We start from the raw sequence: 23,825 nt of genomic DNA, 5'->3' as shown, positions 1-23,825 counted from the left end.
ACCGCACGGCCTCAAGATAGTGCGGCGCCGTGGTGGTCGTCGTCCGCGGGCGGGAGTACGCGTGATACCGCGACCGCGGTACGGCACGACACCGCGGCCGGGCGATGTGCCGGGGCGCCCGGCGGGGCCAAGGTTGCCGCCATGACCAGTCCGACCCTCTCTGTTCCCCCGACCGTGTCGGTTCGTGGCCTGACCAAGCGCTTCGGCGCCGTCACGGCCGTCGACGACCTCTCGTTCGACCTGCATCCCGGCACGGTGACCGCCTTCCTCGGGCCGAACGGCGCCGGCAAGACGACCACGGCCCGCATGCTGCTCGGCCTCGTCCGCCCGACGTCCGGCACCGCCCTCGTCGACGGCCGTCCGTACGCGGGCCTGTCCCATCCGAAGCGCCGCGTGGGTGCGGTGCTGGAGGCGACCGCGTACCACCCCGGACGGCGGGCGCGGGAGCATCTGCGCATCGCGGCCCGGGCGGGCGGCGTACCGGCGGCCCGGGTCGACGAGGTGCTGAAACTCGTGGACCTCGGCGACGCGGCCGACCGTCGCGTTCGCGGCTACTCGCTGGGCATGCGTCAGCGGCTGGGCCTGGCGACGGCCCTGCTCGGCGATCCCGGCCTGCTGATCCTGGACGAGCCCGGCAACGGTCTCGACCCCGCGGGCCTGGCCTGGCTGCGCAACCTGCTGCGGGACCTGGCCGCCCAGGGCCGCACGATCCTCGTCTCCAGCCACATCCTGGCCGAGGTGGCGCAGACCGTCGACCGGGTCCTCGTCGTGGCCGGCGGCCGCAAGCGGTTCGACGGCGACCTGGCCGAGCTGGCCTCGGCCGGGACCTCGATCGAGGCCGCGTTCCTGCGTCTGACCAGCGCCGGGAGTGCCCGATGATCGTCACCGAATGGCTCAAGCTCCGCTCCGTACGCAGCACCTGGCTCCTGCTCGGCGCCGGGTACCTGCTGGTGATCGCGGGCGTGTCGGGGCTGCTCGCCCGTAGGACCGGTGACGGCGCCGGGCTGGTGCCGAAGGCGGTCGGCCACGTCGGCCTGATCGGCACGCTTTCGTTGCTGCTGGGCGTGCGCGTGATGGCGGGGGAGTACCGGCACAAGACGATCTCCGAGACGTATCTCGCCGAACCCCGGCGGCTGCGCGTGCTCGCCGCCAAGGTGACCGTCGCCGCCGGGCTCGCGGCCGCGTACGCGCTCACCGCCGCTCTGGTCGCGCTGGCCACCACGGCCGTGTGGCTCGGCGACGTGCCGTTCTCGGCCGACCTCTGGCGTACGCTCGCCGGCGCCGTCGCCTGGAACGTGCTGTTCGCCGTCGTCGGCGTGGCCGTCGGGGCGCTGCTGCGCAATCTGGTCGGCGCGGTGGCCGTGGTGCTGGCCTGGATCGCCGTCGTCGAAGGTATCGCCGCTCAGCTGCTCGGCGACTCGCTCGCGAAGTGGCTGCCGTTCCAGGCCGCGATGGCCCTCGGCGACATGGGTGCCGGCGGCCTTCCCCAGGCCGGTGCAGGTCTGCTGCTCGTCGCGTACGCGGCGGTGTTCGGGGGTGCGGCCGTTCTCGTCACGCGCCGGGCGGACGTGGAGGGTTGACCAGGCAGAACGGGTGACCGGCCGGGTCCGCCCACACGTCCCCGCCGAGGTGCACGCCGCCGAGCTCGCGTACGCGCTGTTCGGCGGCGGCCCGGTCGGCGACCCGGAAGTGCAGGTGGAACTGCATGGAGGAGGTGTCGTCCGGCCAGACCGGCGGCACGTGCCCCGGTGCCCGCTGGAAGGACAGGTGCCAGGTGTCGCCGGCCGGTCCGATCGACACCCAGTCGTCGTTGTCGAACGCGGTCTCCCAGCCGGTGATCTCCGCGTAGAACGCGGCGAGCGCGCGCGGGTCCCGGCATTCGAGGGCGATCCCGCTGAAGGTTCCGAATCCCGTCACACCGCTGATCATCCACCCAGAGTGTGACCGCCGCCACCGCGTGAATGACGGAAGACTCCTTTGCATGAACATTCTGCCGCCTGTATGCTCATGACTGCATAAAGTTGCGGAGGTCGGTATGGGCATCACAGTGGCAGTCGCCGGAGCCAGCGGGTACGCGGGCGGCGAACTCCTGCGCCTCCTCGCCGGGCACCCCCAGTTCGACCTGACGGTGGCCACGGCCCACTCGCAGGCCGGAGCGCCGCTGGGACGCGTACACCCGCAGCTGGCGAGCCTGGACATGACCCTCGGCTCGACGGACGTCGAGACCCTGAGCGGCGCTGACCTGGTGTTTCTAGCGCTGCCGCACGGCGAGTCGGCGGCCCTCGCGGCGCAGCTGCCGGCGAGCGTGAAGATCGTGGACCTCGGCGCCGACCACCGGTTGATCGACGGTTCCCTCTGGACGAAGTACTACGGCGGCGAGCACGCCGGCACCTGGACCTACGGCCTGCCGGAGCTGCCCGGTCAGCGGGAGCGGATCGCGCGGGCCGACCGGGTCGCCAACACCGGTTGTTATGCGGTCGCGACCACGCTCGCGCTCGCGCCGCTGATCGCCTCCGGGCTGATCGAGGCCGAGGACGTCGTGGTGGTCGCCGCGAGCGGCACGACCGGGGCGGGCAAGTCGGCCAAGGTCCACCTGCTCGGCTCCGAGGTCATGAGCGACCTCAGCCCCTACAAGGTCGGCGCCCACCAGCACGTGCCCGAGATCAAGCAGGCCACCGGGGCCAGGACCCTGTCGTTCACGCCGGTCCTCGCGCCGATGCCGCGCGGCATCCTCGCCACCGTCACCGGCCGCCCGACCAGCTGCGACATCACCAGCGCCGTCGTGCGCGAGGTGCTTTCCGACGCGTACGCGGCGGAGCCGTTCGTGACCGTCCTGCCCGACGGGGCCGTGCCGCACACCTCGGCGACCCTGGGTTCCAACAGCTGCCACCTGCAGGCGGCGGTCGACGTCGACAGCGGTCGCGTCATCGTCGTCAGCGCCATCGACAACCTCGGCAAGGGCGCGTCCGCCCAGGCGGTGCAGTGCGCCAACATCATGCTCGGCCTGCCGGAGTCGGCCGGCCTGACCGCGTTCGGAGTGCGCTGATGAGCGCTCGCGCGAATCTTCGGAGGCTCTGATGTCTGTTACCGCTCCCAAGGGCTTCCGGGCCGCCGGCGTCGTCGCCGGGCTCAAGGCCTCCGGCAAGCCCGACCTGGCCCTGGTCGTCAACGACGGACCCGACGCGACCGCCGCCGGCGTGTTCACGGCGAACCGCGTCCAGGCGGCGCCGGTGCTGTGGAGCCGCCAGGTGCTCAAGAGCGGCGTGCTCAAGGCCGTCGTCCTCAACTCCGGCGGCGCCAACGCCTGCACCGGCCCGGCCGGCTTCCAGGACACGCACGCCACCGCCGAGCACGTGGCGGCCGCCCTGCGCAGCCCGGGCGCCAAGCGGATGCTGCTCGGCGCCGGCGAGGTCGCGGTCTGCTCGACCGGCCTGATCGGCGAGCGGCTGCCGATGCCGAAGCTGCTGTCCGGCGTGAACCTGGCGGTCAAGTCGCTCGGCCGCGACAGCGGCGGCGGGCTGGAATCGGGCGGCGTCGCCGCGGCCGAGGCCATCATGACCACCGACACCGTGGCCAAGACCGTCATCGTCGAGCGGGACGGCTGGAAGGTCGGCGGCATGGCGAAGGGCGCGGGCATGCTCGCCCCGGCGCTGGCCACGATGCTTGTCGTGCTGACCACCGACGCCATCGCCGGCTCGGCCGCGCTCGACGAGGCCCTGCGTGCGGCGACCCGGGTCACGTTCGACCGGCTCGACTCCGACGGCGCGATGTCCACCAACGACACCGTGCTGCTGCTGGCCAGCGGCGCGTCCGGGATGGAGCCGACGCAGGAGGAGCTGACCGCCGCGGTCACCGCCGCCTGCCACGATCTGGCCCAGCAGCTGATGAACGACGCCGAGGGCGCCACCAAGCAGGTCGCGATCGAGGTCGTCAACGCCGCGGACGAGGACGAGGCGGTCGAGGTCGGCCGCGCGGTCGCCCGCAACAACCTCGTGAAGACCGCGCTGTTCGGCAACGACCCGAACTGGGGCCGCATCCTGGCCGCCGTCGGCACCACGAAGGCCGCCTTCGAGGCGGACGAGCTGAACGTGGCCGTCAACGGCGTGTGGATCTGCCGCGGCGGCGCCGCCGCCGAGGACCGGTCCAAGGTGGACCTGACCGGTCGCGACGTCCACATCACGATCGACCTCAACGCCGGGATCGACACGGCGACGGTCTGGACGAACGACTTGTCCCACGGGTACGTGCACGAGAACTCGGCGTACTCGTCATGACGTTGTCCGCGCAGGAGAAGGCCGGCGTCCTCGTCGAGGCGCTGCCGTGGCTCAGCCGGTTCCGCAAGTCCACGATCGTCGTCAAGTACGGCGGCAACGCGATGGTCTCCGAGGAGCTGCGCGCCTCGTTCGCCGCCGACATGGTCTTCCTGCGGATGGCCGGGCTGCGCCCGGTCGTCGTGCACGGCGGCGGCCCGCAGATCTCGGCGATGCTCTCGCGGGTCGGGCTGACCAGCGAGTTCCGCGGCGGCCTGCGGGTCACCACGCCCGAGGCGATGCAGATCGTGCAGATGGTCCTCGTCGGCCAGGTCGGCCAGGACCTCGTCCGCGAGATCAACGCGCACGGCTCGTTCGGCGTGGGCCTGTCCGGCAGCGACGGCGGCCTGTTCACGGCCGAGCGGCGCCCGGCGATGGTCGACGGCGAGCCGGTGGACATCGGCCTCGTCGGCGATGTGGCCTCGGTGCAGGCGACGGTCGTCGAGAAGCTGCTGTCGGCCGGGCAGATCCCGGTCGTGTCGACGGTGGCGCCCGATGCGAACGGCGTGGTGCACAACCTCAACGCCGACACCGCGGCGGCCGCCCTTGCCGTGGCGCTGGGCGCCCGCAAGCTCGTCGTGCTGACCGACGTCCCCGGCCTGTACGCGAACTGGCCCGACACGTCCAGCCTGATCTCCCAGCTGACGGCGACGCAGCTGGAGAAGCTGCTGCCGGACCTGTCGGCCGGGATGGTGCCCAAAATGGAAGCCTGCCTGCGGGCGGTACGCGGCGGCGTACCGGCGGCGCACGTCGTCGACGGCCGCACCCCCCACTCGGTACTGCTCGAGATCTTCACTGAAGCCGGCCACGGAACGATGGTGACCCCATGACCTCCCTCATCGCGCGGTGGGAACAGTCCCTCGCCAACAACTACGGGACCCCCTCGGTCGCACTCGTCTCCGGGCAGGGCGCGGTGGTGACCGACGAGAACGGCAAGTCCTACGTGGACTTCCTGGGCGGCATCGCGGTCAACGCGCTCGGCCACGCCCACCCGGCCGTGGTCGCCGCGGTCACCGAGCAGATCGGCAAGCTGGGGCACGTCTCCAACTTCTACGCCGCCGAGCCGCCGATCGCGCTGGCCGAGCTGCTGCTGGCCCTGACCGGCCGGCCCGGCAAGGTGTTCTTCGGCAACTCCGGCGCCGAGGCCAACGAGGCCGCCTTCAAGATGTCCCGGCTGACCGGGCGTACGCACGTGGTGGCCTGCCGCAACGCGTTCCACGGGCGGACGATGGGGGCGCTGTCGCTGACCGGCCAGCCCGGCAAGCGCGACCCCTTCCTGCCGCTGCCCGCCGAGGTGACCCACATCCCTTACGGCGATCTCGCCGCGATGGAAGCGGCCGTCACCGACGAGACCGCGATGGTCATCCTCGAACCGATCCTCGGCGAGGGCGGCGTGATCGTCCCGCCGGCCGGGTACCTGGCCGCCGTCGGTGAGATCGCGGCCGCGCACGGTGCCCTGTTCGTCCTCGACGAGGTGCAGACCGGCGTCGGGCGTACCGGGCACTGGTTCGCGTACCAGGCGGAGGGCGTGCAGCCGGACATCATCACCCTGGCCAAGGGGCTCGGCGGCGGCCTGCCCATCGGCGCGGCGGTCGCGTTCGCCGACGGCCCGTTCGCCCGGCGGCACCCCGGCGGGGCGGCCGCGCTGTTCGGCCCCGGGCACCACGGCACCACCTTCGGCGGCAACCCGATCGCCTGCGCCGCCGGCCTGTCCGTGCTGCGGACGATCGCCGGCGAGGGGCTGCTCGACCACGTCAAGCGCACCGGCGAGCGGCTGCGGCGGGGGATCGAGGCGCTCGGCCACCCGCTCGTCGGCTCGGTACGCGGCGCGGGCCTGCTGCTCGGCGTACAGCTGACGAAGCCGCTGGCCGCCGAGGTCGTGGTGAAGCTGCGCAGCGCCGGGTTCATCGTGAACGCGGCCCAGCCGGACGTCATCCGCCTCGCGCCGCCCCTGATCATCTCGGCCGACCAGGTCGACGCGTTGCTGGCCGCGCTCCCGGCTGCCCTGGACGGGGCGGAGAAACTTTCGTGACCAGGCACTTCTTACGCGACGACGACCTGCTGCCGGCCGAGCAGCTGGCCGTGCTGGAGCTGGCCGCGCAGATGAAAGCCGACCGGTGGAAGCACCGGCCGTTGCAGGGCCCGCAGTCGGTGGCCGTGCTGTTCGACAAGCAGTCGCTGCGTACGCGGCTGTCGTTCGAGGCCGGCATCAGCGACCTGGGCGGCCATGCGATCACGGTCGACACGCAGCTGACGCACCTCGGCCGGGGCGAGTCGCTGTCCGACACCGGCCAGGTGCTCTCGCGCTACTGCTCCGCGATCGTCATGCGGACCTTCGGCGACGACCGGCTCGCCCAGATCGCGTCGCACGCGACGGTCCCGGTGGTCAACGCGCTGACCGACGGCTTCCACCCGTGCCAGCTGCTCGCCGACCTGATGACGGTCCGGGAGCGGTTCGGGCGTACGCAGGGGCTGACGATGGTGTTCCTGGGCGACGCGGCCAACAACATGAGCGCTTCGACGCTGCTGGCCGGGGCCACCGCCGGCATGCACGTACGCGTCTGCGGCCCGGCCGGGTTCGACCCGGACCCGGCCGTGGTGGCCGACGCGGAGAAGATCGCGGCTTCGACCGGCGGTTCCGTCGCCGTGGTACGCGATCCCGTCGCCGCCGTCACCGGGGCGCACGTCGTGGCCACGGACGCCTGGACCTCCATGGGACAGGAGAACGACGGGCTCGACCGGGTCGCGCCGTTCGTCGCGTACCAGGTGAACGAGGAGCTCGTGGCCCACGCGGACCCGGCGGCGATCGTGCTGCACTGCCTGCCGGCGCACCGGGGTGAGGAGATCACCGACGGCGTGCTGGACGGGCCGCACAGCGCGGTCTTCGACGAGGCGGAGAACCGGCTGCACGCGCAGAAGGCGCTGCTGGCCTGGCTGGTGGCGCAGTGACCGCGCCCGCGACGCGCACCGCACGGCACGCCCGGATCGAGGAGCTGATCCGTGCCGGCGCCGTACGCTCCCAGACCGAGCTGGCCGAACTGCTCGCCACGGACGGGGTGCAGGTGACCCAGGCGACGCTGTCGCGGGACCTGGAGGAGCTGCGGGCGATCAAGGTCGGCGGCGTCTACCTGATCCCCGAGGACGGCACCAAGGCGCTGCGCGCGTCCGAGCAGGCCCAGGTACGCCTGATCCGCCTGCTGCGCGAGCTGCTGACCGGGACCGATCACAGCGGGAACATCGCGGTGCTGCGTACGCCGCCCGGCGCGGCCCAGTTCCTCGCCAGCGCGATCGACCGCGCCGGACTGGCGGACATCGCCGGGACGATCGCCGGCGACGACACGATCTTCGTCGTCGCCCGGGAGGCGATCGGCGGGGCCGGTCTCGCCGCCAAGCTCGCGGCCTGGGCCGCGATCACCGACCAGGACACCTGAGGCCTGGACCGCAGGTTACAACCATGACAACCAAGGAGCACGATCATGACTGAGCGGGTCGTACTGGCCTACTCCGGCGGTCTGGACACGTCCGTCGCCATTCCCTACCTCGCCGAGAAGATGGGCGCCGAGGTCATCGCCGTGGCGGTCGACGTGGGCCAGGGCGGCGAGGACATGGAGGTCGTCCGCAAGCGGGCGCTGGCCTGCGGCGCGGTCGAGTCCGAGGTCATCGACGCGCGCGAGGAGTTCGCGGCCGACTTCTGCCTGCCGGCGATCCGCGCCAACGCGCTCTACATGGACCGCTACCCGCTGGTCAGCGCGCTCTCCCGGCCGCTGATCGTCAAGCACCTCGTCGAGGCGGCCCGCAAGCACTCCGGCACGATCGTGTCGCACGGCTGCACCGGCAAGGGCAACGACCAGGTCCGCTTCGAGGTCGGCATCGGCGCGCTCGCCCCGCACCTCAAGGTGGTCGCCCCGGCGCGGGACTTCGCCTGGACCCGGGACAAGGCCATCGCGTACGCCGAGGCCAAGGGCCTGCCGATCGACCAGTCGAAGAAGTCGCCGTACTCGGTCGACCAGAACATCTTCGGCCGGGCCGTCGAGACGGGCTTCCTCGAGGACATCTGGAACGGCCCGATCGAGGACATCTACTCGTACACGCAGGACCCGTCCGTCGCGCGGGACGCCGACGAGGTCGTCATCACCTTCGAGGCCGGCCGTCCGGTCGCCATCGACGGCGAGACCGTGACGCCGTTCCAGGCGATCGCCGAGCTGAACCGGCGCGCGGGCGCCCAGGGCGTCGGCCGCATCGACATGGTGGAGGACCGGCTCGTCGGCATCAAGAGCCGCGAGGTCTACGAGGCGCCCGGCGCGATCGCGCTGATCACCGCCCACCAGGAGCTGGAGAACGTCACGGTCGAGCGCGACCTGGCCCGCTTCAAGCGGTCGGTCGACCAGCGCTGGGGCGAGCTGATCTACGACGGCCTCTGGTTCTCGCCGCTCAAGCAGTCGCTGGAGGCGTTCATCGACGAGTCGCAGAAGCACGTCACCGGCGAGATCCGGATGACGCTGCACGGCGGCCGCGCGGTGGTCACCGGCCGGCGCTCGGAGACGTCGCTGTACGACTTCAGCCTGGCCACCTACGACGAGGGCGACCTGTTCGACCAGTCGCTGGCCAAGGGCTTCGTCGACCTGTGGGGCCTGCCGTCGCGGCTGGCCGCCGCCCGGGACACCCGCCTGTCCTGACCCCCTTCCGGCGACCCCGTCGCCGGGCCCCGCTTTTCCGACGATCTTGCGCGAATGTACCGGTGTTTCCGGCATAAGCCGCGAAATTCGAGGCATTCGCGCAAGATCGTTGCCAACAAGACCGTGTGAGAGGTAGTTCAGTGAAGCTCTGGGGTGGACGGTTCGAAGGCGGCCCCGCCGAGGCGCTCGCGGCGCTGTCCGTCAGCGTGCACTTCGACATGCGGCTGGCCCCCTACGATCTGGCCGCGTCGAAGGCGCACGCCCGGGTCCTGGCCGACGCCGGCCTGCTCGAACCGGACGAGCTGCGGTCCATGCTCGCCGCGCTGGACGAACTGGCCGAGGAGGTCGCCGAGGGCGCCTTCGTCGCGACCGTCGCCGACGAGGACGTGCACACCGCGCTCGAACGCGGCCTCGTCGAGAAGCTCGGCACGCTCGGCGGCAAGCTGCGCGCCGGCCGCTCCCGCAACGACCAGGTGGCCACGGATCTCCGCCTCTACCTGCGCGACCACGCCCGCGGCCTGGCCGCCGACGTGGCCGACCTCGCGACCGCCCTGGCCGAGCAGGCCGCCGCACACGTCTCGACGCCGGCCCCGGGCATGACGCACGTCCAGCACGCCCAGCCGGTCACCTTCGGCCACTGGCTGCTCGCGCACGTCCAGCCGCTGCTGCGCGACCTCGACCGGCTGCGCGACTGGGATCGGCGTACGGCGGTGAGCCCGCTGGGCGCCGGTGCGCTCGCCGGATCGTCGCTGCCCCTCGACCCCGAGCGGGTCGCCAAGGAACTCGGATTCCACTCGTCGGCCGCCAACTCGATGGACGCCGTCTCCGACCGCGACTTCGTGGCCGAGTTCCTGTTCGTCACGGCGCTGCTCGGCGTACACCTGAGCCGGCTGGGCGAGGAGATCGTCCTGTGGACCTCGCAGGAGTTCGGCTGGGTCGAGCTCGACGACGCCTTCGCGACCGGCTCGTCGATCATGCCGCAGAAGAAGAACGCCGACATCGCCGAACTCGCCCGCGGCAAGGCCGGCCGGCTCATCGGCGGCCTCGTCGCCGTGCTCACGATGCTCAAGGGCCTGCCGCTCACCTACGACCGCGACATGCAGGAGGACAAGGAGCCCGTCTTCGACGCCCTCGACACCCTCCGCCTCGTCCTGCCCGCCATGACCGGATTGATCGCGACGATGCGCGTACGCGCCGAGGTGCTCGCCGCGGCGGCCCCCATCGGCTACTCGCTCGCCACCGAGGTAGCCGACTGGCTCGTCCGCAAGAACGTCCCGTTCCGCGAGGCCCACGAGATCACCGGCCGGCTCGTCGCGCTCTGCGCCGCCCGCCGCATCGAACTCCACGAGGTCACCGACGAGGATCTGGCCGCGGTCTCCGACCACCTCGATCCCGGCGTACGCGACGTGCTGACCGTCGAGTCGGCCCTCGCCGCCCGCAAGACGCCCGGTTCGACGGGGCCGGAGGCGGTCGGCGTACAGCTCGGCGCGGTGCAGCGCGAACTCAAGGAGTGGCAGGGCTGGGCAGCCGGCAACGAATAGTGATCTCCTTATGGGCGTGACCGCTTGGTATGACCTGCCCGCTTCGCGGGTGACCGAGGCCGCCCGCGACCTGCTCGGCTGGCGGCTGGCCGGCGCCGACGGGGTCGTCGTGCGGCTGACCGAGGTCGAGGCGTACGCCGGCCAGGGGCTGGACTCCGCTTCGCACGCGCACCGGGGGCCGACGCCCCGGACGAAGGTCATGTTCGGGCCGGCCGGGGTGCTGTACGCGTACTTCACCTACGGGATGCACTGGTGCCTGAACGTGGTGACCGGGCCGGTCGGCGAGGCGTCGGCGGTGTTGCTGCGGGCCGGGGAGGTCGTCGAGGGCGAGGCCGTCGCGCGTACGCGTCGCCCTGGTGTGAAGGCCGCCCGGGAGCTCGCGCGCGGACCGGCGCGGCTGGCGACGACGTTGGGCGCCGACGGGAGTTTCTACGGGACGAACCTGTTGGACGGGACCGGGCCGCTGCGCCTGCTGCCGCCGCCGGCTCCGGTCGATCCGGCGGGGATCGTGGCCGGGCCGCGGGTCGGGGTGAGTTCCGAGCACGACCGGCCGTGGCGGTTCTGGCTGCGCGACGATCCGACCGTGAGCGTCTACAAGCGACATACGCCGCGGCGGCGGGCGGGGGAGCGGTAGGCGCTGCCGCCGAAGCCCGGCTGTAGTTTGAGGGCCATGCCGCAGACCCGGGCCAGCTATGACAAGGTCGCCGAACACTACGCCGCCGAGATCGGCAGGGAACTGCGCGGCAAGCCCCTCGACCGGGCCCTGCTGGACACGTTCGCCGAGCTGACGGCCGGGCGTACCGTGCTGGATCTGGGGTGCGGACCCGGTCATGTCGCCGCCTACCTGGCCGGCCGGGGCGTACGCGCCGCCGGGCTCGACCTGTCCCCGGCCATGTGCGTCATCGGGCGGCGGGACACCGGGCTGCCGTTCTGCGCCGCCGACATGACCGCCCTGCCGGTACGCGACGCGGCCCTCGGCGGGATCGTCTGCTTCTACGCCGTCATCCATCTCGACGAGCGGCAGCGGGCCGCGGCGTACCGGGAGTTCGCCAGGGCACTCGCGCCCGGTGGCCATGCGCTCGTCGCCTTCCACACCGGCGATCTCGCGTACGCGACGGGGACGGCGCAGGTGCTGCGGCTGTGGTGGGACGAGGAGGTCGACCTGACGTTCCGCTACCTCGATCCGGTGGTGGAGATCGACGCGCTCGGCCGGGCCGGGCTGGAGCTGGTCGCCCGGCTGGACCGGATGCCCGATCCCGCCACGGAACACGCGAGCCAGCGGTCGTACCTGCTCGTCCGCCGCTCGGCCGGGGATTAAGGTGCCCGATCATGGACGATCTGGCGGATCCGTCATGACCGGGCACGAGGACGGCTACACGGACGGCTACACGGACGGCTACAAATACGGTTACGAGGACGGCTACCAGGTCCGGCCCGAGACGCCCGGCGACGCGGCCGCCGCGGAGCGGATGGCGTACGAGGCGTTCGGCGACGACCCGCTGATCCCGGAGCTGATCCGGCGCCTGCGGTCGGCCGGGGCGCCGCTGCCCCCGCTCGGCTTCGTCGCGGTCGCCGGCGAACTGGTCGTGGGGCACGTGCTGCTCAGCCACGGCCGCCTGGACGCGCCCCGCGAACTCGTCGACGTGTACACCTTGTCGCCGCTGGCGGTCGCGTCTGACCATCAGCGGCGCGGGCTGGGCGGCCGGCTGGTGGCGACCGCGCTCGCGGCGGCCGACGCGGCCGGCGTACCGCTGGTGTTCCTGGAGGGTGCACCGGACTACTACGGCCGGCTCGGGTTCGAGCGGGCCAGCGCGTTCGGCTTCCGGTCGCCGTCGCTGCGCATCCCGGACCCGGCGTTCCAGGTCCGCCGGCTGCGGGCGTACGCGCCGTGGATGACGGGCACGCACGTCTACGCGCAGACCTTCTGGGACCTCGACTGCGTGGGGCTGCGCGACCCCGCGATTTGAGTGGTGACCACTCATGCGCCGGGGTGCCCGGCTCGCCGATCATCGGCGCATGAGAAGGTCTCCTGCCCTCGCCGCGGTGGCACCCCTGGCCGCCGTCCTCCTGTCCGCGTGCGGACCGACCGGCACACCGGCGGCGGCCCCCGCGACGACCGCGGCCGCGCCGGCCGCGAGTACCGCGGGCGCCGCCGCGAGTCCGAGCGCGGCACCGGCCGCGGCCGGCGGAAAGGTCACACCGGAGCAGATCTGCGGGATGATGACCGTCGCCAAGGCCGCCGAGATCTCCGGTTTCGCCGTGAAGACGGCCACGCCGAGCCTGTCGGGCGACGTCGCCGTGTGCACCTACGAGGAGGCCGGCGGGGTCGGCAAACTGATCACCGAGTGGCAGCCGAACGCCAAGACGATGTTCGACATGACCAAGTCGCAGGGCGAGCGGGTGGCGGGGCTGGGCAAGGAAGCCGTCTACTTCACGTCCTCCGGCCAGCTGACGGTACGCCTCACCGACGTGGACCTCTTCCACTGCTACGTGCTCGACGTGCGGATGCACCACAACAACCCGAAGGCGGGCGCGATCGAGGTCGCCAAGTTGGTGACCCCGCAACTGCCGAGTGCGTAGCCGGGTGTGCGCGCGGGGTACATTCCCCCGCGTGCGTGATCAACACAGGTCCGTCCGGTCCGCCGCGGTGCCCGGTCGGGCCGCCGAGGCCGCGCGGGCCCGGGCGTACCTGGACCGGACCGGGAGCGTGCTGCTGTCCGGTCCGGCCGGCGTGGGCAAGACCCACCTCGCGCGCGTCCTGGCCGGTCCGGGCGCCGAGTGGATCGCCGGCACGCCGGCGGCCGCCGCGATCCCGTTCGGCGCCTTCGCCCGCTACCTCGGCGGACCCTGGCAAGGCCCCGGGGTGGCACCGGCGGTCGTCCTGCGCGAGCTGCTCTCCCGCTTCGCGGACATCCCCGCCACCGTCGTGGTCGACGACGCCCACCTGCTCGACGACGGCTCCGCGGCCGTCCTCCACGAACTCACCCGCACCCCGGGGGTACGCCTGATCGCGGTCGCCCGTGATCGCGTACTCCCGGATCTGCCCTGTGTACGCCTGTCGCCGCTGACGTCCGACGGCGTGGCGGACATGGCCGCGGAGCTGGCCGGCGGTGCGCTCGAACCGGCGGCGGCCGCGGCGCTGTACCGGCTGACCGGCGGCAACGCGCTGGCCTGCGTGGAACTCGTGGCCTCGGCGCTGGCCGACGGGGTGCTGCGGCCCGGGCAGCGCGGCTGGCGGTGGCACGACGACGGCCGCGCGGGCGGGGTGACGCAGGTGCTCGCCGACCGGCTGGCCGCGGTGACCCCGGCCGAGCGCGAGGCGCTGCTGGTGGTGGCGCTCGGCGAGCCGGTGGATGCGGACGCGCTCGGCGCGCTGTGCGGCCCGGAGCTGGTCGAGTCCATGTGCGAGCGGGACTGGCTGCACGCGTCGGCCGCCGGGGACGAGGTCTGGCTGCCGCATCCGCTCTACGGCGAGGTGCTGCTGGCCGGCGCGGCGTCGGTGACCCTGCGGCGGCTGCGCCGGGCGCTCGCCGCCGAGCTGACCGGCGACCGCCACCTGCTGCGCCGGGTGACCCTGCGGCTGGCCGCCGCCGACGTGCCGGACGACGCCGAACTGCTGGCCGCGGCGGCCGAGGCACTGTCCCGGATGGACGGTACGCTCGCCGCCACGCTGGCCGGATCAGTCCGCGAATCCTCCCCCCGCCGGGCCGAACTGCTGGCCGGTGCGCTCGTCCAGCAGCACCGGTACGCCGAGGCCGACGCGGTGCTCGCCGCGTTCGCCGACCGCCCCGAACTGGCCGCCGCCCGGGTCGCCAACCTGGTACGCGGACTGCGCCGCATCGACCTCGCGATCGCGTACCTGGAGGGGTTCGGGGAGCCGACGACGGTCATCGAGGTGCAGCTGGCCACCCTCCGCCGCCGGTACGCCGACGCCGCCGCGGCCTGTGCCGCCGACCCGCTGCTGTCGGCGGTCGAACTCGCCGGCCCCAGCGGATACGCCGTCCACCAGCTGGCCGGCGCGTACTTCCAGCTCGGCCGGGTGGACGAGTGCGCGGCGATCCTCCGCCACCACGACCGGCCGGGCCAGCCGGCGGATCTGACGATGTCGCTGCGGTTCGGCCTGACCGGCACGCTGCTCGCGGCGGGCCGACCGGGGGAGGCGGCGGCCCTCGCGTCGGCCCTGCGCGACTGGGGTTCGAGCTCGTCCGGCGCTTCCGGCACGGTCGGCTGGCCCGCCGCCCGGGCACTCGGGTTCGCCGCCGCCGCGGGCGTTTCGGCGTACCGGGGCGACTATGCCGCCGCCGCGGCCGAACTGCGCGCGGCCGACGGCCCCGAGGTCCGGCCGGGCACCCGGCACTGGATCGCCTGCCAGCTGGCCGTCGCCGAGGCCGCCCAGCAGCGGATCGAGGCCGCCCGGACCGCGCTGGCCACGGCCGTCGAGATCCGGGTCGGCGGCTCGGTGCTGTTCGCCGAGGTCGACGAGGCCCGCGCCGAGGCGTTCGTCCTGGCGTGCGCCGGAGCGGCCGGCGAGGGTGCGGCGCTCCTGCGCCGGCTCTTCGACGACCAGCTGACCTGCGGCGCGTACGCGGTGGCGACCGAAGCGGCCTGGCTCGTCGCCCGCTTCCACGATCCCGCCGACGGGTTGGCCCTGCTCGACCGGCTGCCCCCGCTGCCCGGCGCGTACGCCGTCCACGCCGCGTTCGTCCGCGCGCTTGCGTCCGGCCCGGCGGAAGAACTGCTGGCGGTCGCCGACGCGTACGAGGAGCTGGGTACGCCGGGGCTGGCCGCCGAGGCGTGCGACGCGATCGTCCGGCTCCGCCGGGGCACGCCGAAGACCGTGTCGGCGGCCGCCTGGCGGCGCGACCAGCTCGCCGCGGCCGGTCCGGCGACCCGGCTGCCGTGGTGGTCGCAGCAGGCCCCGGCCGCGTTGAGCCGCCGGGAACGGGAGATCGCGGCGCTGGTGGCGAGCGGTCTGACCAACCCGGAGATCGCCGCCCGGCTGGTGCTGTCGGTCCGCACGGTCGAGAACCATCTCCACCGCGTGTACGCCAAACTCGGCGTCACCGGCCGCGCGGACCTCGGCCCCGCCCTCGGCTGGCGCTGACTGCGCCCACCCACCTGTCCGCCCCGCCGCCGGCCTGGCCGGTCGGTCGCCGGCCGCGCCAAGATCCCGTTTGGATCAGGGAAATCATCCGAATCATGGCCCATGATTACGTGCGAAACCCTGATCCAAACCAGATCTTGGGGGCGGTCAGGGGCGGCGGCGGGCGCTGCGCCAGGCGACGACCAGGCCGATCACCGCGACCACCGCGCCGATGATCGTCCACTTCGGATCACCGGTCATGCTGCTGCCGCCGAGCGTACCGACGCCTTGGAAGATCCAGACAAGGCCGGTCAGCACCAGCAGGAGCCCGACCACGAGCCATACCCAACGCATGCGCGAACGGTAGTCCTAATTCTCGGCGAGCACCACGATCCGGTCGGCGTCGGTGAACGTGATCGGCTCGTCCTTGGGCGGGTTCAGGCGTACCCCGAATCCCGGCGTCTCCTGTGTACGCGAGTCCAGCCGGTAGCCGAACGCGGTCTCGCCCCGCCGCAGCGCCGCCTCGATGACGGTGGCGAACGTGGTCTGCGTGCCGGGCAGCACGTACTCGGCCACCGGCTTGAGGTACACGTCGGACCCGCCGGGCTCGAACAGTTCGGCGAAGACCGCGCTCAGGTGGCCGTTGCAGGCGAGCTGGGTCAGCAGCAGGCTGATCATCTTCTGGCTCACCACGAAGTCGTCCGCCCGGGTCACCTGGGCCAGCCGGCGGTTGGCGTCGTCGTTGAGCTCGCCGACGATCGCGTACGAGGCTTCGCCGCGTTCCTTGAGGTCGCGCAGGTGCAGCAGCGTGACGAGGCTGTGCGCGTCGGCCTGGGCCGGTTCGAGGTTGTCGTCGGCCAGCACCACCACGTGCTCGAAGCCGTGCGGGCCGAGTGCTTCGAGGGCCCGGCGGCTGGTCGGGTCGCACTGCGAGGACGTGAGGACCAGGCGGTTGACGCCTTCCACGGTGAAGTCCGCGTCGAGCCGGGTGGCCGCGATGTGCAGGGTCGAGCCCTCGGTCAGGTACCGGTCGAGCAGCCGCACGATCGTCGGGCCGCGGTCGTTCCAGCCGAGCACGAGCGTGTCGTCGGCGCGTACCTTGGTCTTGCCGTTGCCGCTGATGGTCGGCTCGGCCACGGGGGCGGGAGAGTCGGCGAGCCGGATCGAGGCGCTGTTCTCGGCCAGCACGACCATCTCGTCGTCCGGGCCGATGACCGTGTCGGCGGGCGGGTTCACCTTCGTCCAGCCGTCGACCGGGTGCCGGACGCCGATGACGGCCGACGTCGCGTACGCCTGAAGTGCCTCGCCGTAGGTCCGGCCGGCCAGCGAGGGCGCGGCGATCATGTGGATCTCGACGCCCTCGAAGCCGAGCAGGTCGGTGCAGACCGCGGACAGGCCGGGGTGGCGGCGGGACTGGACGAGCAGGCGCGCGGTGATGTCCTCGGCGTCGATGATCGTGACGCCGGTGCCGCCGGCGAGCGTCGCGGCGGGCATGTTGGTGGTGTCGCGGATGACGGCGACCGACGGCGGGCGGCCCTTGGGCCAGGCCACCTGGCGCAGCGCGAGCAGCGTCTTGACCACCTGGATGTCGGCGTTGTCGCCGGCCGGCGAGGGCAGCATGAGCACCCGCGCCTCCTCGGGCCGGACGATCGCGAGATCGGCGGGATCGGCCGGGTTGCCGGTACGGCAGACGATGCGGACCTTGCCGTGATCGCGCAGGCGGGTACGCAGTTCGTCTTCCATGGCGACCTTGTCCCGGTCGGCGAGGATCGCGACGCGGGTGGTGCCGTCGTCCGCCAGGGACAGTTCGCGGATGATCGTCGGCAGCTGGTCGGACCAGCCGAGCACCACGACGTGCCCCTTCTCCAGCACCATCGAGCGGCCCTTGCGCAGTTCGACGAGCCGGTCGGACAACCCCGTCGTCAGTACGCCGACCAGCGCGCTCAGGATGAAGATGCCGCCCAGCGTGGCGAGGAACATCAGGACCACGTAGACCGGCTGGTCCTCCGGGTCGCCGCCGATCGCGCCCGAGTCGAGCGTGTGCAGGAAGTCCTTCCACACGGCGTCGCCGGGGCTGTTGACCGCGCCGGGCGCGAAGATCTCCACCAGGACGGCGATCACGAGGACGAGTCCCAGCGTGATCAGCCCGAGCAGGCCGGTGAGGGCCGGCGTGCCACGGGACATCACATTGTCGAACCAGTAGCGCAGCCTTGCGGAGATCACGGGGGTGCCTCACATCTATGCAAGAGAGGGGTAGGCACATGCTGCCAGACGCCCCCGGCGCACCTCAGGGCAGGACGCGGTAGCGCAGGTAGCGGCCCAGTTCCCGGTCCACGGTCCCGTCGAGCACCAACCCCACGCGCTCGGCGACCTTGATGGACGGCGTGTTGTCCGGCCGGATGAGGGCCAGCACCGGCTCACCGGGCGCCTGCCGTTTCGCGTTCTCCAGAGCCGCGCGCGCCACCTCCTGCGCGTACCCGTGGCCCCAGGCGGACGGGCGCAGCCGGTAGTAGAGGTTCATGCCGTCCTCGCCGTGGCCGCTCGGGCGGACGCCGCCGAAGCCGAGGATCTCGCCGGTGTCCGGGTCGCGCACCGTCCAGTAGCCGAAGCCGAACTCCCGCCAGTGCCGCTCCCACACCGCCAGCTGCACCGCGCTCTCCGCCGGGTTGGTCTGCGGACCCGCCGGATTGTGCACGTTGGCCGCCGGGTCGCCGTGGATCGCGAAGTGCGCGTCCGCATCGCCGCGCTCCGGGCGGGTCAGGAGCAGCCGCGCGGTGCGTACCTCGCCGCGGCCCAGGCTCGCGCCGCCGCCCACCGGCAACGACCCCAGCAACCGCACCCCCGGCGGCCGTCCCAGGTCGCGCGCCATCGAGATCACGTCATGCCGCGCGTCACCGTCCGCGACCCCGTTCGCCCATTTGCCTGTACGCGTGAAGCCGCACCCGGCGTACAGGTCGATCGCGCCCCGGTTGTTGCCGCGTACGTCCAGGGTGAGCAGCTCGACCCCGTGATCGCGGGCGTCGGCCGCGGCGGTCTCGATCAGGGCCTTGGCCAGCCCGAGGCCGCGGGCGGCCGGGGCGACGCTGACCTTGTTGATCTCGGCCATCACGCGCCGGGTGTCGTAGACGGAGCGCTGCCACTGCACGGTGCCGACGACGGCGCTGGTGTGGTCGACGGCGGCGAGCAGGCCGGCGTCGCCCTGGTCGATCCGGGTGAGCAGCCCGGCGATCCGGCCCAGGTACGCCTCGACGGTGACCGACGGCAGCAGTCCCACGGCCTCCTCGCGGCGGGCGGCCTCGACGAGGACCTCGGCGACCCCTCTGATGAGCACTTCCTGATCGGTACGCAGACAGAGTACGAGCGGTGACGTCACGACTCCACGGTAGTTGACGCTTGACTGACGTCATCAGCGGTGGCATGGTGCAGTCATAACGATGCCATGATGACATCACCTCACGGGAGAGCTGACGCCATGCATTTCGCCCCGCTTCGCCGTCGCAACTTCGCCCTGCTCTGGTGGGCCGGCCTGATGTCGATCGCCGGGGACTGGACACTGAGGATCGCGCTGCCGTTCTACGTGCTGCGCCTCACCGGCTCCCCGCTGGCGACCAGCGGCGTCGTGGCCGCCGGCCTGGCCGGTGTGCTGGTCGTGGGCGCGGCCGCGGGGGTCTACGTCGACCGGTGGGACCGGCGGCGGACCATGGTGATCGTCAGCGTCCTGCAGGCGGTGTCCCTGCTCCCGCTGCTCGCGGTCCACTCCGCCGGCAGCATCTGGATCGTCTACGTGGTGACGTTCGCCGAGGCGGCGCTCGGCCAGTTCTTCGCACCGGCCGAGAACGCGCTGCTGCCCAAGCTCGTCGGCGACGACCAGCTGCCGGCGGCCAACGCCCTCAACACGCTGAACAACAACATCGGCCGGCTGACCGGGCCGGCGCTCGGCGGTCTGCTGGCGGCCTGGCTGGGGCTGCACGGCGTGGCGCTGGCCGACGCGGCGTCCTTCCTCCTCGCGGCCGGGATGATCGCCCTGATCACCGGCGACCACCAACCCCCGGCCACCGAGAAGGCGGGCTTCCGCGCCGAGTTCGTCGACGGGCTGCGCTCGATCGCCCGGTCGCCGCTGACCATCGCCCTGCTGGCGATCATCACCGTGCTCTCGGTCGGCGAGGGCGTCATGGGCAGCGTGTTCGCCATCTTCGTCACCGGGCCGCTGCGCGGCGGCTCCGCCCAGATCGGCTGGCTGATGTCGGCCCAGGCGGCCGGCGGTGTCCTCGGCGGCATCGCCGGTACGCCGATCGCCGCCCGGCTGCGCCCCGGCCTCCTGCTGTCCGCCGGGCTGATCGCGTTCGGGCTGGTCGACCTCGCGATCTTCAACTATCCCCGGTTGTCCGCCGAGATCTGGCCCGGCCTCGTCCTGTTCGCCGTCGTCGGCATCCCCGCGGTCGTCACGTCGGCGGCGTTCATGACCCTGCTGCAACGGGAGGTCGGCGACGCGTACATGGGCAGGGTGTACGCGGTCATGCTGGTCGGCCAGTCGCTGGCCGGCCTGGCCGGCGCGGGCCTCGCGGGCTGGCTGACCGACCGGGTGGGCGTGCTCACGATGCTGACCGTCCAGGGCGCGTGCCCGGTGCTCTGCGGCGTCGGCTTCGCCCTCTTCCTCGCCCGCGTACGCCCGCTGGCGGCTCGCGATAGGACGGCAGTAGTCTCGGCTGAGTTGGCGCCGGTGGGCGACCCTTCCTGAGCATTGTTCACACGGTCCGGGTTCATGCGGCCCGAGTCAGATATCGAGGAGCGTGCACATGGCAGCGAGCAAGGGCATCGGCGTCGGCGACGTCGCCCCCGACTTCACGCTGGCCGACCAGAACGGCGAGCAGGTGACGCTCAGCGCGTTCCGCGGCGAGAAGGTCGTGGTCCTGTACTTCTACCCCAAGGACGAGACGGCCGGCTGCACCGCCGAGGCGTGCGCGTTCCGCGACTCGTACGAGGACTTCACCGAGGCCGGCGCGCAGGTGGTCGGCATCAGCTCGGACTCGGTCGCCGCGCACGACAAGTTCGCCCGCAAGCACGGCCTCCCGTTCACCCTGGTCGCCGACGCCGACGGCACCGTACGCAAGGCGTACGGGGTGTCGGCGGCGATGTTCGGGCTGATCCCCGGCCGCGTCACGTACGTCATCGACCGCGAGGGCGTCGTCCGGCACATGTTCAGCTCGATGAGCAACATCGGCAAGCACATCCAGGGGGCGCTGGAGATCGTGCAGAGCCTCTCGCAAGGAGCGGCGGCCTGAGGTGCGGGCGGTCTGGATCGACCGTGCGTTCGACGGTCGCTACGACGAGCAGGTCGACGCCACACCCGGGCTGTTCCGGCACGCGTTCGGCGACATCTCACCGGTGGCGTTCGCCGTGGTGGCCTGGCAACTGGCCATCCCGCCCGTGCTCGATCCCGGCCTCGTCCGCTGCCATCGGCGGATCCTGTCGGTCCAGTGCTCCCGCAACTCGTGGGACGGCGGCCTGACCGCGTACGCGCAGATCGCCGCGCCGCTGCCGGCCGGGCTGCGGACCAACCGGTCGTGGTGGCAGGACCGCGGCTGGCAGGACTGGCCCGAGGTGTTCGGCCAGTACGTCGAGCCCGCCCCGCAGGACCTCGCCAAGCACCCGTTCCTGCGGGCGTCGCTGACGATGCAGGCGCCGCTGCCGCTGTCCGGGCTGCCGCCCGCGCCGGCCGGGCCAGGGGCGGAATGTCTGGTTTCGGCCCGTCGCGCGGTCGCCGTGATCGCCCAGCACGTCAACGACCTGCTCGCCCCGGTCCTGCTCCAGCTCGAATCCGACGATGGTCGATACGCCAGCGAGGCCCCTGAGCAGGCCGGATGATGATGGCATGACGACTGCGAAGGACATCATGCACGCGGGCGTGGAATGCGTACCGGCGCACGAGACGCTCGACCGTGCCGCGGAGATGATGCGGGACATGAACGTCGGCTCGCTGCCGATCTGCGGGCCGGACGACAAGCTGACCGGCATCCTGACCGACCGCGACATCGTCGTGAAGTGCATCGCCATGGGCCACGACCCCGCCACGGTGACCGCCGGCGAACTCGCCGAGGGCAAGCCGTTCTGCGTCGACGCCGAGGACACCGAGGACGAGGTGCTCCGGCTCATGGAGAGCAACATGATCCGGCGCGTACCCGTGATCGAGGAGCACATGCTCGTCGGCATGATCAGCGAAGGCGACCTCGCCCAGCACCTGTCCGAGGACAAGCTCGCCCACTTCGTCTCCGCCATCACCAAGGCGCCGCCGAGCCCGGGACAGCAGACCTCCTGACGCCTGCCTAACCGGCGTGCGTCCCGCCGGGCGGATGCGGAACAATCGACGGCGTGACCCATATCCTCGACGACCTGCACTGGCGGGGCCTGCTCCAGGACTCGACCGGCCTGGACGAACTGCGTGAACATCTGGACTCCGGGCCGGCGACCTTCTATGTCGGCTTCGACCCGACGGCGGCCAGCCTGCACCTCGGGCACCTGACCCAGATCCTCACCGCGCGGCGGCTCCAGCTCGCCGGCCACCGCCCGCTGCTGCTCGTCGGCGGGGCGACCGGCCAGATCGGCGACCCGCGCGAGACGGGCGAGCGTACGCTCAACCCGCCCGAGGTCACGGCCGGCTGGGTGGTCAAGATCCGGAACCAGGTCGAGCCGTTCTTCGACTTCGACGGGCCGGTCGCGGCCACGATGGTCAACAACCTGGACTGGACCGAGCCGATGTCGGCCATCGAGTTCCTGCGGGACGTCGGCAAACACTTCCCGGTCAGCAAGATGCTGGCCCGCGACGTCGTGCGGACGCGGCTGGAGAGCGGGATCAGCTTCACCGAGTTCGCGTACCAGCTGCTGCAGTCCAACGACTACTACGAGCTGCACGTACGCCACGGCTGCACGCTGCAGTTCGGCGGCTCGGACCAGTGGGGCAACATCACCGCCGGCGTGGACTTCATCCGCCGCCGCGGCGCGGGTCCGGTGCACGCCTTCACGACACCGCTCGTGACGAAGGCGGACGGCACCAAGTTCGGCAAGACCGAGGGCGGGGCGGTCTGGCTCGACGCCACCCTCACCAGCCCGTACGCGTTCTACCAGTTCTGGTTCAACACCGAGGACCGCGACGTCCTGCGCTACCTCAAGTACTTCAGCTTCCGTACGCGGGAAGAGCTGGAGGCGCTCGAGCAGGAGACCGCGGAGCGGCCGTTCGCCCGGGCGGCGCAGCGCGCGCTGGCCGAGGAGCTGACCACGCTGGTGCACGGCAAGGACGAGACCGATCAGGTGATCGCGGCGTCGCAGGCGCTGTTCGGCCGGGGCGGTCTGGAAACCCTGTCGCCCGGGACGCTGCGCTCGGCGCTGTCCGAAGCCGGCCTCGCGACCGTGCCCGCGCTGGGCACCTACGCGGCCCTCTTCAAGGAGTCCGGCCTGGTGGCGGGCCTCGGTGAAGCGCGCCGGGCGGCGGCCGAGGGCGGCCTCTACGTCAACAACGAACGCATCGGCGACGCTGACGCCGAGGTGTCCGTGGACTCGCTTCTGCACGGAGAATTCCTCGTGTTGCGCCGGGGCAAGAAGACCATCGCCGGAATCCAGCTCCAGAGCTGATGCTCTGACCTCTCTTTATAGGCAGAGATCAACCATGTGACCGGGGCCGCGTCCGCTCGATTTGCCAATCGGCGGTCCGGCCCCGTAATGTTCTCCAGGTCAGAGCGGAACGGACAAAAACCGCAAAGACCAACCCGTTGCGAAGCCGGCGGGCCGATTTGACGGCCTGGAGGTGCGCGGGTAGAGTAGTTCAGGTTGCCCCAAGAATGGTCCGGTGAATTCCGGAGGATGCTTGGTGTGTGCTTGTTCTTTGAGAACTCAACAGGGTGCTTGTAATGCCAGTGCCAAGTTATTGCATCCCTCGTGGATGATTCCTTTGGTGATACCTCTTTGGAGGTTTGCCGGGATTTTTGAATTCTTTTTTGGAGAGTTTGATCCTGGCTCAGGACGAACGCTGGCGGCGTGCTTAACACATGCAAGTCGAGCGGAAAGGCCCTTCGGGGTACTCGAGCGGCGAACGGGTGAGTAACACGTGAGTAACCTGCCCCTGGCTCTGGGATAACTGTCGGAAACGATGGCTAATACCGGATATTCACTTGGGATCGCATGATTCTGTGTGGAAAGTTTTTCGGCTGGGGATGGGCTCGCG

Annotated in this window: 24 protein-coding genes and 1 rRNA gene; 21 read left to right on the top strand and 4 right to left on the bottom strand. The window is 71.8% G+C overall.

Going from position 1 to position 23,825, the window contains the following annotated elements:
- The first annotated feature begins 141 nt into the window (after nt 1–141).
- Both G401_RS46110 and G401_RS0116300 read left to right on the top strand, forming a co-directional pair.
- Nucleotides 142–879, top strand: coding sequence for an ABC transporter ATP-binding protein (locus G401_RS46110; protein WP_034591906.1), 738 nt, complete (start codon nt 142–144; stop codon nt 877–879).
- Entirely contained in the window at nt 876–1,580 is a 705-nt protein-coding gene (locus tag G401_RS0116300) for an ABC transporter permease (protein ID WP_027343347.1), read from the top strand. The genes G401_RS46110 and G401_RS0116300 overlap by 4 nt, the downstream gene beginning before the upstream one ends.
- On the opposite strand, the gene G401_RS0116295 is transcribed toward G401_RS0116300, so the two are convergent.
- Nucleotides 1,552–1,917: a VOC family protein gene (locus G401_RS0116295; RefSeq protein ID WP_027343346.1), complete on the bottom strand. Its 366-nt coding sequence runs from the start codon at nt 1,915–1,917 to the stop codon at nt 1,552–1,554. The genes G401_RS0116300 and G401_RS0116295 overlap by 29 nt on opposite strands.
- A 118-nt stretch (nt 1,918–2,035) precedes the next feature.
- Here G401_RS0116295 and argC point away from each other — a divergent pair, with 118 nt between their 5' ends.
- From argC to G401_RS0116230, 13 genes are all read left to right on the top strand, one after another.
- The gene (argC, locus tag G401_RS0116290; protein ID WP_027343345.1) at nt 2,036–3,046 is read left to right on the top strand and encodes an N-acetyl-gamma-glutamyl-phosphate reductase; all 1,011 of its coding nucleotides are present in this window, start codon (nt 2,036–2,038) and stop codon (nt 3,044–3,046) included.
- Between the two features lie 31 nt (nt 3,047–3,077).
- Nucleotides 3,078–4,274: a bifunctional glutamate N-acetyltransferase/amino-acid acetyltransferase ArgJ gene (gene argJ / locus G401_RS0116285; RefSeq protein ID WP_027343344.1), complete on the top strand. Its 1,197-nt coding sequence runs from the start codon at nt 3,078–3,080 to the stop codon at nt 4,272–4,274.
- The gene (argB, locus tag G401_RS0116280; protein WP_027343343.1) at nt 4,271–5,140 is read left to right on the top strand and encodes an acetylglutamate kinase; all 870 of its coding nucleotides are present in this window, start codon (nt 4,271–4,273) and stop codon (nt 5,138–5,140) included. The genes argJ and argB overlap by 4 nt, the downstream gene beginning before the upstream one ends.
- Entirely contained in the window at nt 5,137–6,342 is a 1,206-nt protein-coding gene (locus tag G401_RS0116275; protein ID WP_027343342.1) for an acetylornithine transaminase, read from the top strand. Before argB ends, G401_RS0116275 begins: the two co-directional genes overlap by 4 nt.
- Nucleotides 6,339–7,259 carry an ornithine carbamoyltransferase gene (argF, locus tag G401_RS0116270; RefSeq protein ID WP_027343341.1) on the top strand — a complete coding sequence of 307 codons (921 nt, stop codon included), beginning with the start codon at nt 6,339–6,341 and terminating at the stop codon, nt 7,257–7,259. Before G401_RS0116275 ends, argF begins: the two co-directional genes overlap by 4 nt.
- Nucleotides 7,256–7,741 carry an arginine repressor gene (locus G401_RS0116265; RefSeq protein ID WP_027343340.1) on the top strand — a complete coding sequence of 162 codons (486 nt, stop codon included), beginning with the start codon at nt 7,256–7,258 and terminating at the stop codon, nt 7,739–7,741. The genes argF and G401_RS0116265 overlap by 4 nt, the downstream gene beginning before the upstream one ends.
- Nucleotides 7,742–7,786: 45 nt before the next feature.
- A complete protein-coding gene (locus G401_RS0116260; protein ID WP_027343339.1) occupies nt 7,787–8,986 on the top strand; it encodes an argininosuccinate synthase in 1,200 nt (399 codons plus the stop codon).
- Nucleotides 8,987–9,126: 140 nt separating this feature from the next.
- On the top strand, nt 9,127–10,527 hold the full coding sequence (argH, locus tag G401_RS0116255) for an argininosuccinate lyase (protein ID WP_084557257.1): 1,401 nt from the start codon (nt 9,127–9,129) through the stop codon (nt 10,525–10,527).
- Between the two features lie 10 nt (nt 10,528–10,537).
- Complete coding sequence (locus tag G401_RS0116250) at nt 10,538–11,161, top strand: DNA-3-methyladenine glycosylase (RefSeq protein WP_034591905.1); 624 nt, start codon at nt 10,538–10,540, stop codon at nt 11,159–11,161.
- Nucleotides 11,162–11,197: 36 nt separating this feature from the next.
- Nucleotides 11,198–11,845 (top strand): class I SAM-dependent methyltransferase, encoded by a 648-nt coding sequence (locus G401_RS0116245; RefSeq protein WP_027343336.1) that lies wholly within the window; start codon nt 11,198–11,200, stop codon nt 11,843–11,845.
- A 34-nt stretch (nt 11,846–11,879) separates the two neighbouring features.
- A complete protein-coding gene (locus G401_RS46105) occupies nt 11,880–12,494 on the top strand; it encodes a GNAT family N-acetyltransferase (RefSeq protein WP_084557256.1) in 615 nt (204 codons plus the stop codon).
- 49 nt (nt 12,495–12,543) lie between these two features.
- A complete protein-coding gene (locus tag G401_RS52785) occupies nt 12,544–13,107 on the top strand; it encodes a hypothetical protein (RefSeq protein ID WP_157545789.1) in 564 nt (187 codons plus the stop codon).
- A gap of 31 nt (nt 13,108–13,138) precedes the next feature.
- Complete coding sequence (locus G401_RS0116230) at nt 13,139–15,631, top strand: LuxR C-terminal-related transcriptional regulator (RefSeq protein WP_157545787.1); 2,493 nt, start codon at nt 13,139–13,141, stop codon at nt 15,629–15,631.
- A gap of 147 nt (nt 15,632–15,778) precedes the next feature.
- On the opposite strand, the gene G401_RS46095 is transcribed toward G401_RS0116230, so the two are convergent.
- The 3 genes from G401_RS46095 to G401_RS54755 form a co-directional block, all read right to left on the bottom strand.
- Nucleotides 15,779–15,964 (bottom strand): hypothetical protein, encoded by a 186-nt coding sequence (locus G401_RS46095; RefSeq protein WP_034591904.1) that lies wholly within the window; start codon nt 15,962–15,964, stop codon nt 15,779–15,781.
- A 15-nt stretch (nt 15,965–15,979) separates the two neighbouring features.
- The gene (locus G401_RS0116220) at nt 15,980–17,833 is read right to left on the bottom strand and encodes a CASTOR/POLLUX-related putative ion channel (RefSeq protein WP_027343334.1); all 1,854 of its coding nucleotides are present in this window, start codon (nt 17,831–17,833) and stop codon (nt 15,980–15,982) included.
- Between the two features lie 64 nt (nt 17,834–17,897).
- Entirely contained in the window at nt 17,898–18,983 is a 1,086-nt protein-coding gene (locus G401_RS54755; RefSeq protein WP_051366728.1) for a GNAT family N-acetyltransferase, read from the bottom strand.
- Nucleotides 18,984–19,082: 99 nt separating this feature from the next.
- On the opposite strand from G401_RS54755, the gene G401_RS0116210 reads away from it, so the two are divergent.
- The 6 genes from G401_RS0116210 to G401_RS0116185 all read left to right on the top strand — a co-directional run.
- Complete coding sequence (locus G401_RS0116210; protein WP_064741777.1) at nt 19,083–20,348, top strand: MFS transporter; 1,266 nt, start codon at nt 19,083–19,085, stop codon at nt 20,346–20,348.
- A gap of 58 nt (nt 20,349–20,406) precedes the next feature.
- On the top strand, nt 20,407–20,892 hold the full coding sequence (locus G401_RS0116205; protein WP_034591902.1) for a peroxiredoxin: 486 nt from the start codon (nt 20,407–20,409) through the stop codon (nt 20,890–20,892).
- Between the two features lies 1 nt (nt 20,893).
- Complete coding sequence (locus G401_RS46090) at nt 20,894–21,475, top strand: hypothetical protein (protein ID WP_051366727.1); 582 nt, start codon at nt 20,894–20,896, stop codon at nt 21,473–21,475.
- A gap of 7 nt (nt 21,476–21,482) precedes the next feature.
- A complete protein-coding gene (locus G401_RS0116195) occupies nt 21,483–21,926 on the top strand; it encodes a CBS domain-containing protein (protein ID WP_027343330.1) in 444 nt (147 codons plus the stop codon).
- 53 nt (nt 21,927–21,979) lie between these two features.
- Entirely contained in the window at nt 21,980–23,236 is a 1,257-nt protein-coding gene (gene tyrS / locus G401_RS0116190; protein WP_027343329.1) for a tyrosine--tRNA ligase, read from the top strand.
- A gap of 359 nt (nt 23,237–23,595) precedes the next feature.
- A 16S ribosomal RNA gene (locus G401_RS0116185) occupies nt 23,596–23,825 on the top strand; the annotation flags it as partial.

This window comes from Hamadaea tsunoensis DSM 44101 (genome assembly GCF_000428945.1).
GTDB classification, from domain to species: domain Bacteria; phylum Actinomycetota; class Actinomycetes; order Mycobacteriales; family Micromonosporaceae; genus Hamadaea; species Hamadaea tsunoensis.
This window is presented reverse-complemented; position numbering and strand designations above follow the sequence as displayed.

Coding starts and splice junctions, on each gene's coding strand:
- argB (WP_027343343.1), top strand. CDS start 4,271: ATGACGTTGTCCGCGCAGGAGAAGGCCGGCGTCCTCGTCGAGGCGCTG.
- G401_RS52785 (WP_157545789.1), top strand. CDS start 12,544: ATGAGAAGGTCTCCTGCCCTCGCCGCGGTGGCACCCCTGGCCGCCGTC.
- G401_RS0116245 (WP_027343336.1), top strand. CDS start 11,198: ATGCCGCAGACCCGGGCCAGCTATGACAAGGTCGCCGAACACTACGCC.
- argC (WP_027343345.1), top strand. CDS start 2,036: ATGGGCATCACAGTGGCAGTCGCCGGAGCCAGCGGGTACGCGGGCGGC.
- G401_RS46095 (WP_034591904.1), bottom strand. CDS start 15,964: ATGCGTTGGGTATGGCTCGTGGTCGGGCTCCTGCTGGTGCTGACCGGC.
- G401_RS0116300 (WP_027343347.1), top strand. CDS start 876: ATGATCGTCACCGAATGGCTCAAGCTCCGCTCCGTACGCAGCACCTGG.
- G401_RS0116250 (WP_034591905.1), top strand. CDS start 10,538: ATGGGCGTGACCGCTTGGTATGACCTGCCCGCTTCGCGGGTGACCGAG.
- G401_RS46105 (WP_084557256.1), top strand. CDS start 11,880: ATGACCGGGCACGAGGACGGCTACACGGACGGCTACACGGACGGCTAC.
- G401_RS0116210 (WP_064741777.1), top strand. CDS start 19,083: ATGCATTTCGCCCCGCTTCGCCGTCGCAACTTCGCCCTGCTCTGGTGG.
- G401_RS0116205 (WP_034591902.1), top strand. CDS start 20,407: ATGGCAGCGAGCAAGGGCATCGGCGTCGGCGACGTCGCCCCCGACTTC.
- G401_RS46110 (WP_034591906.1), top strand. CDS start 142: ATGACCAGTCCGACCCTCTCTGTTCCCCCGACCGTGTCGGTTCGTGGC.
- G401_RS0116260 (WP_027343339.1), top strand. CDS start 7,787: ATGACTGAGCGGGTCGTACTGGCCTACTCCGGCGGTCTGGACACGTCC.
- G401_RS0116195 (WP_027343330.1), top strand. CDS start 21,483: ATGACGACTGCGAAGGACATCATGCACGCGGGCGTGGAATGCGTACCG.
- argJ (WP_027343344.1), top strand. CDS start 3,078: ATGTCTGTTACCGCTCCCAAGGGCTTCCGGGCCGCCGGCGTCGTCGCC.
- G401_RS0116275 (WP_027343342.1), top strand. CDS start 5,137: ATGACCTCCCTCATCGCGCGGTGGGAACAGTCCCTCGCCAACAACTAC.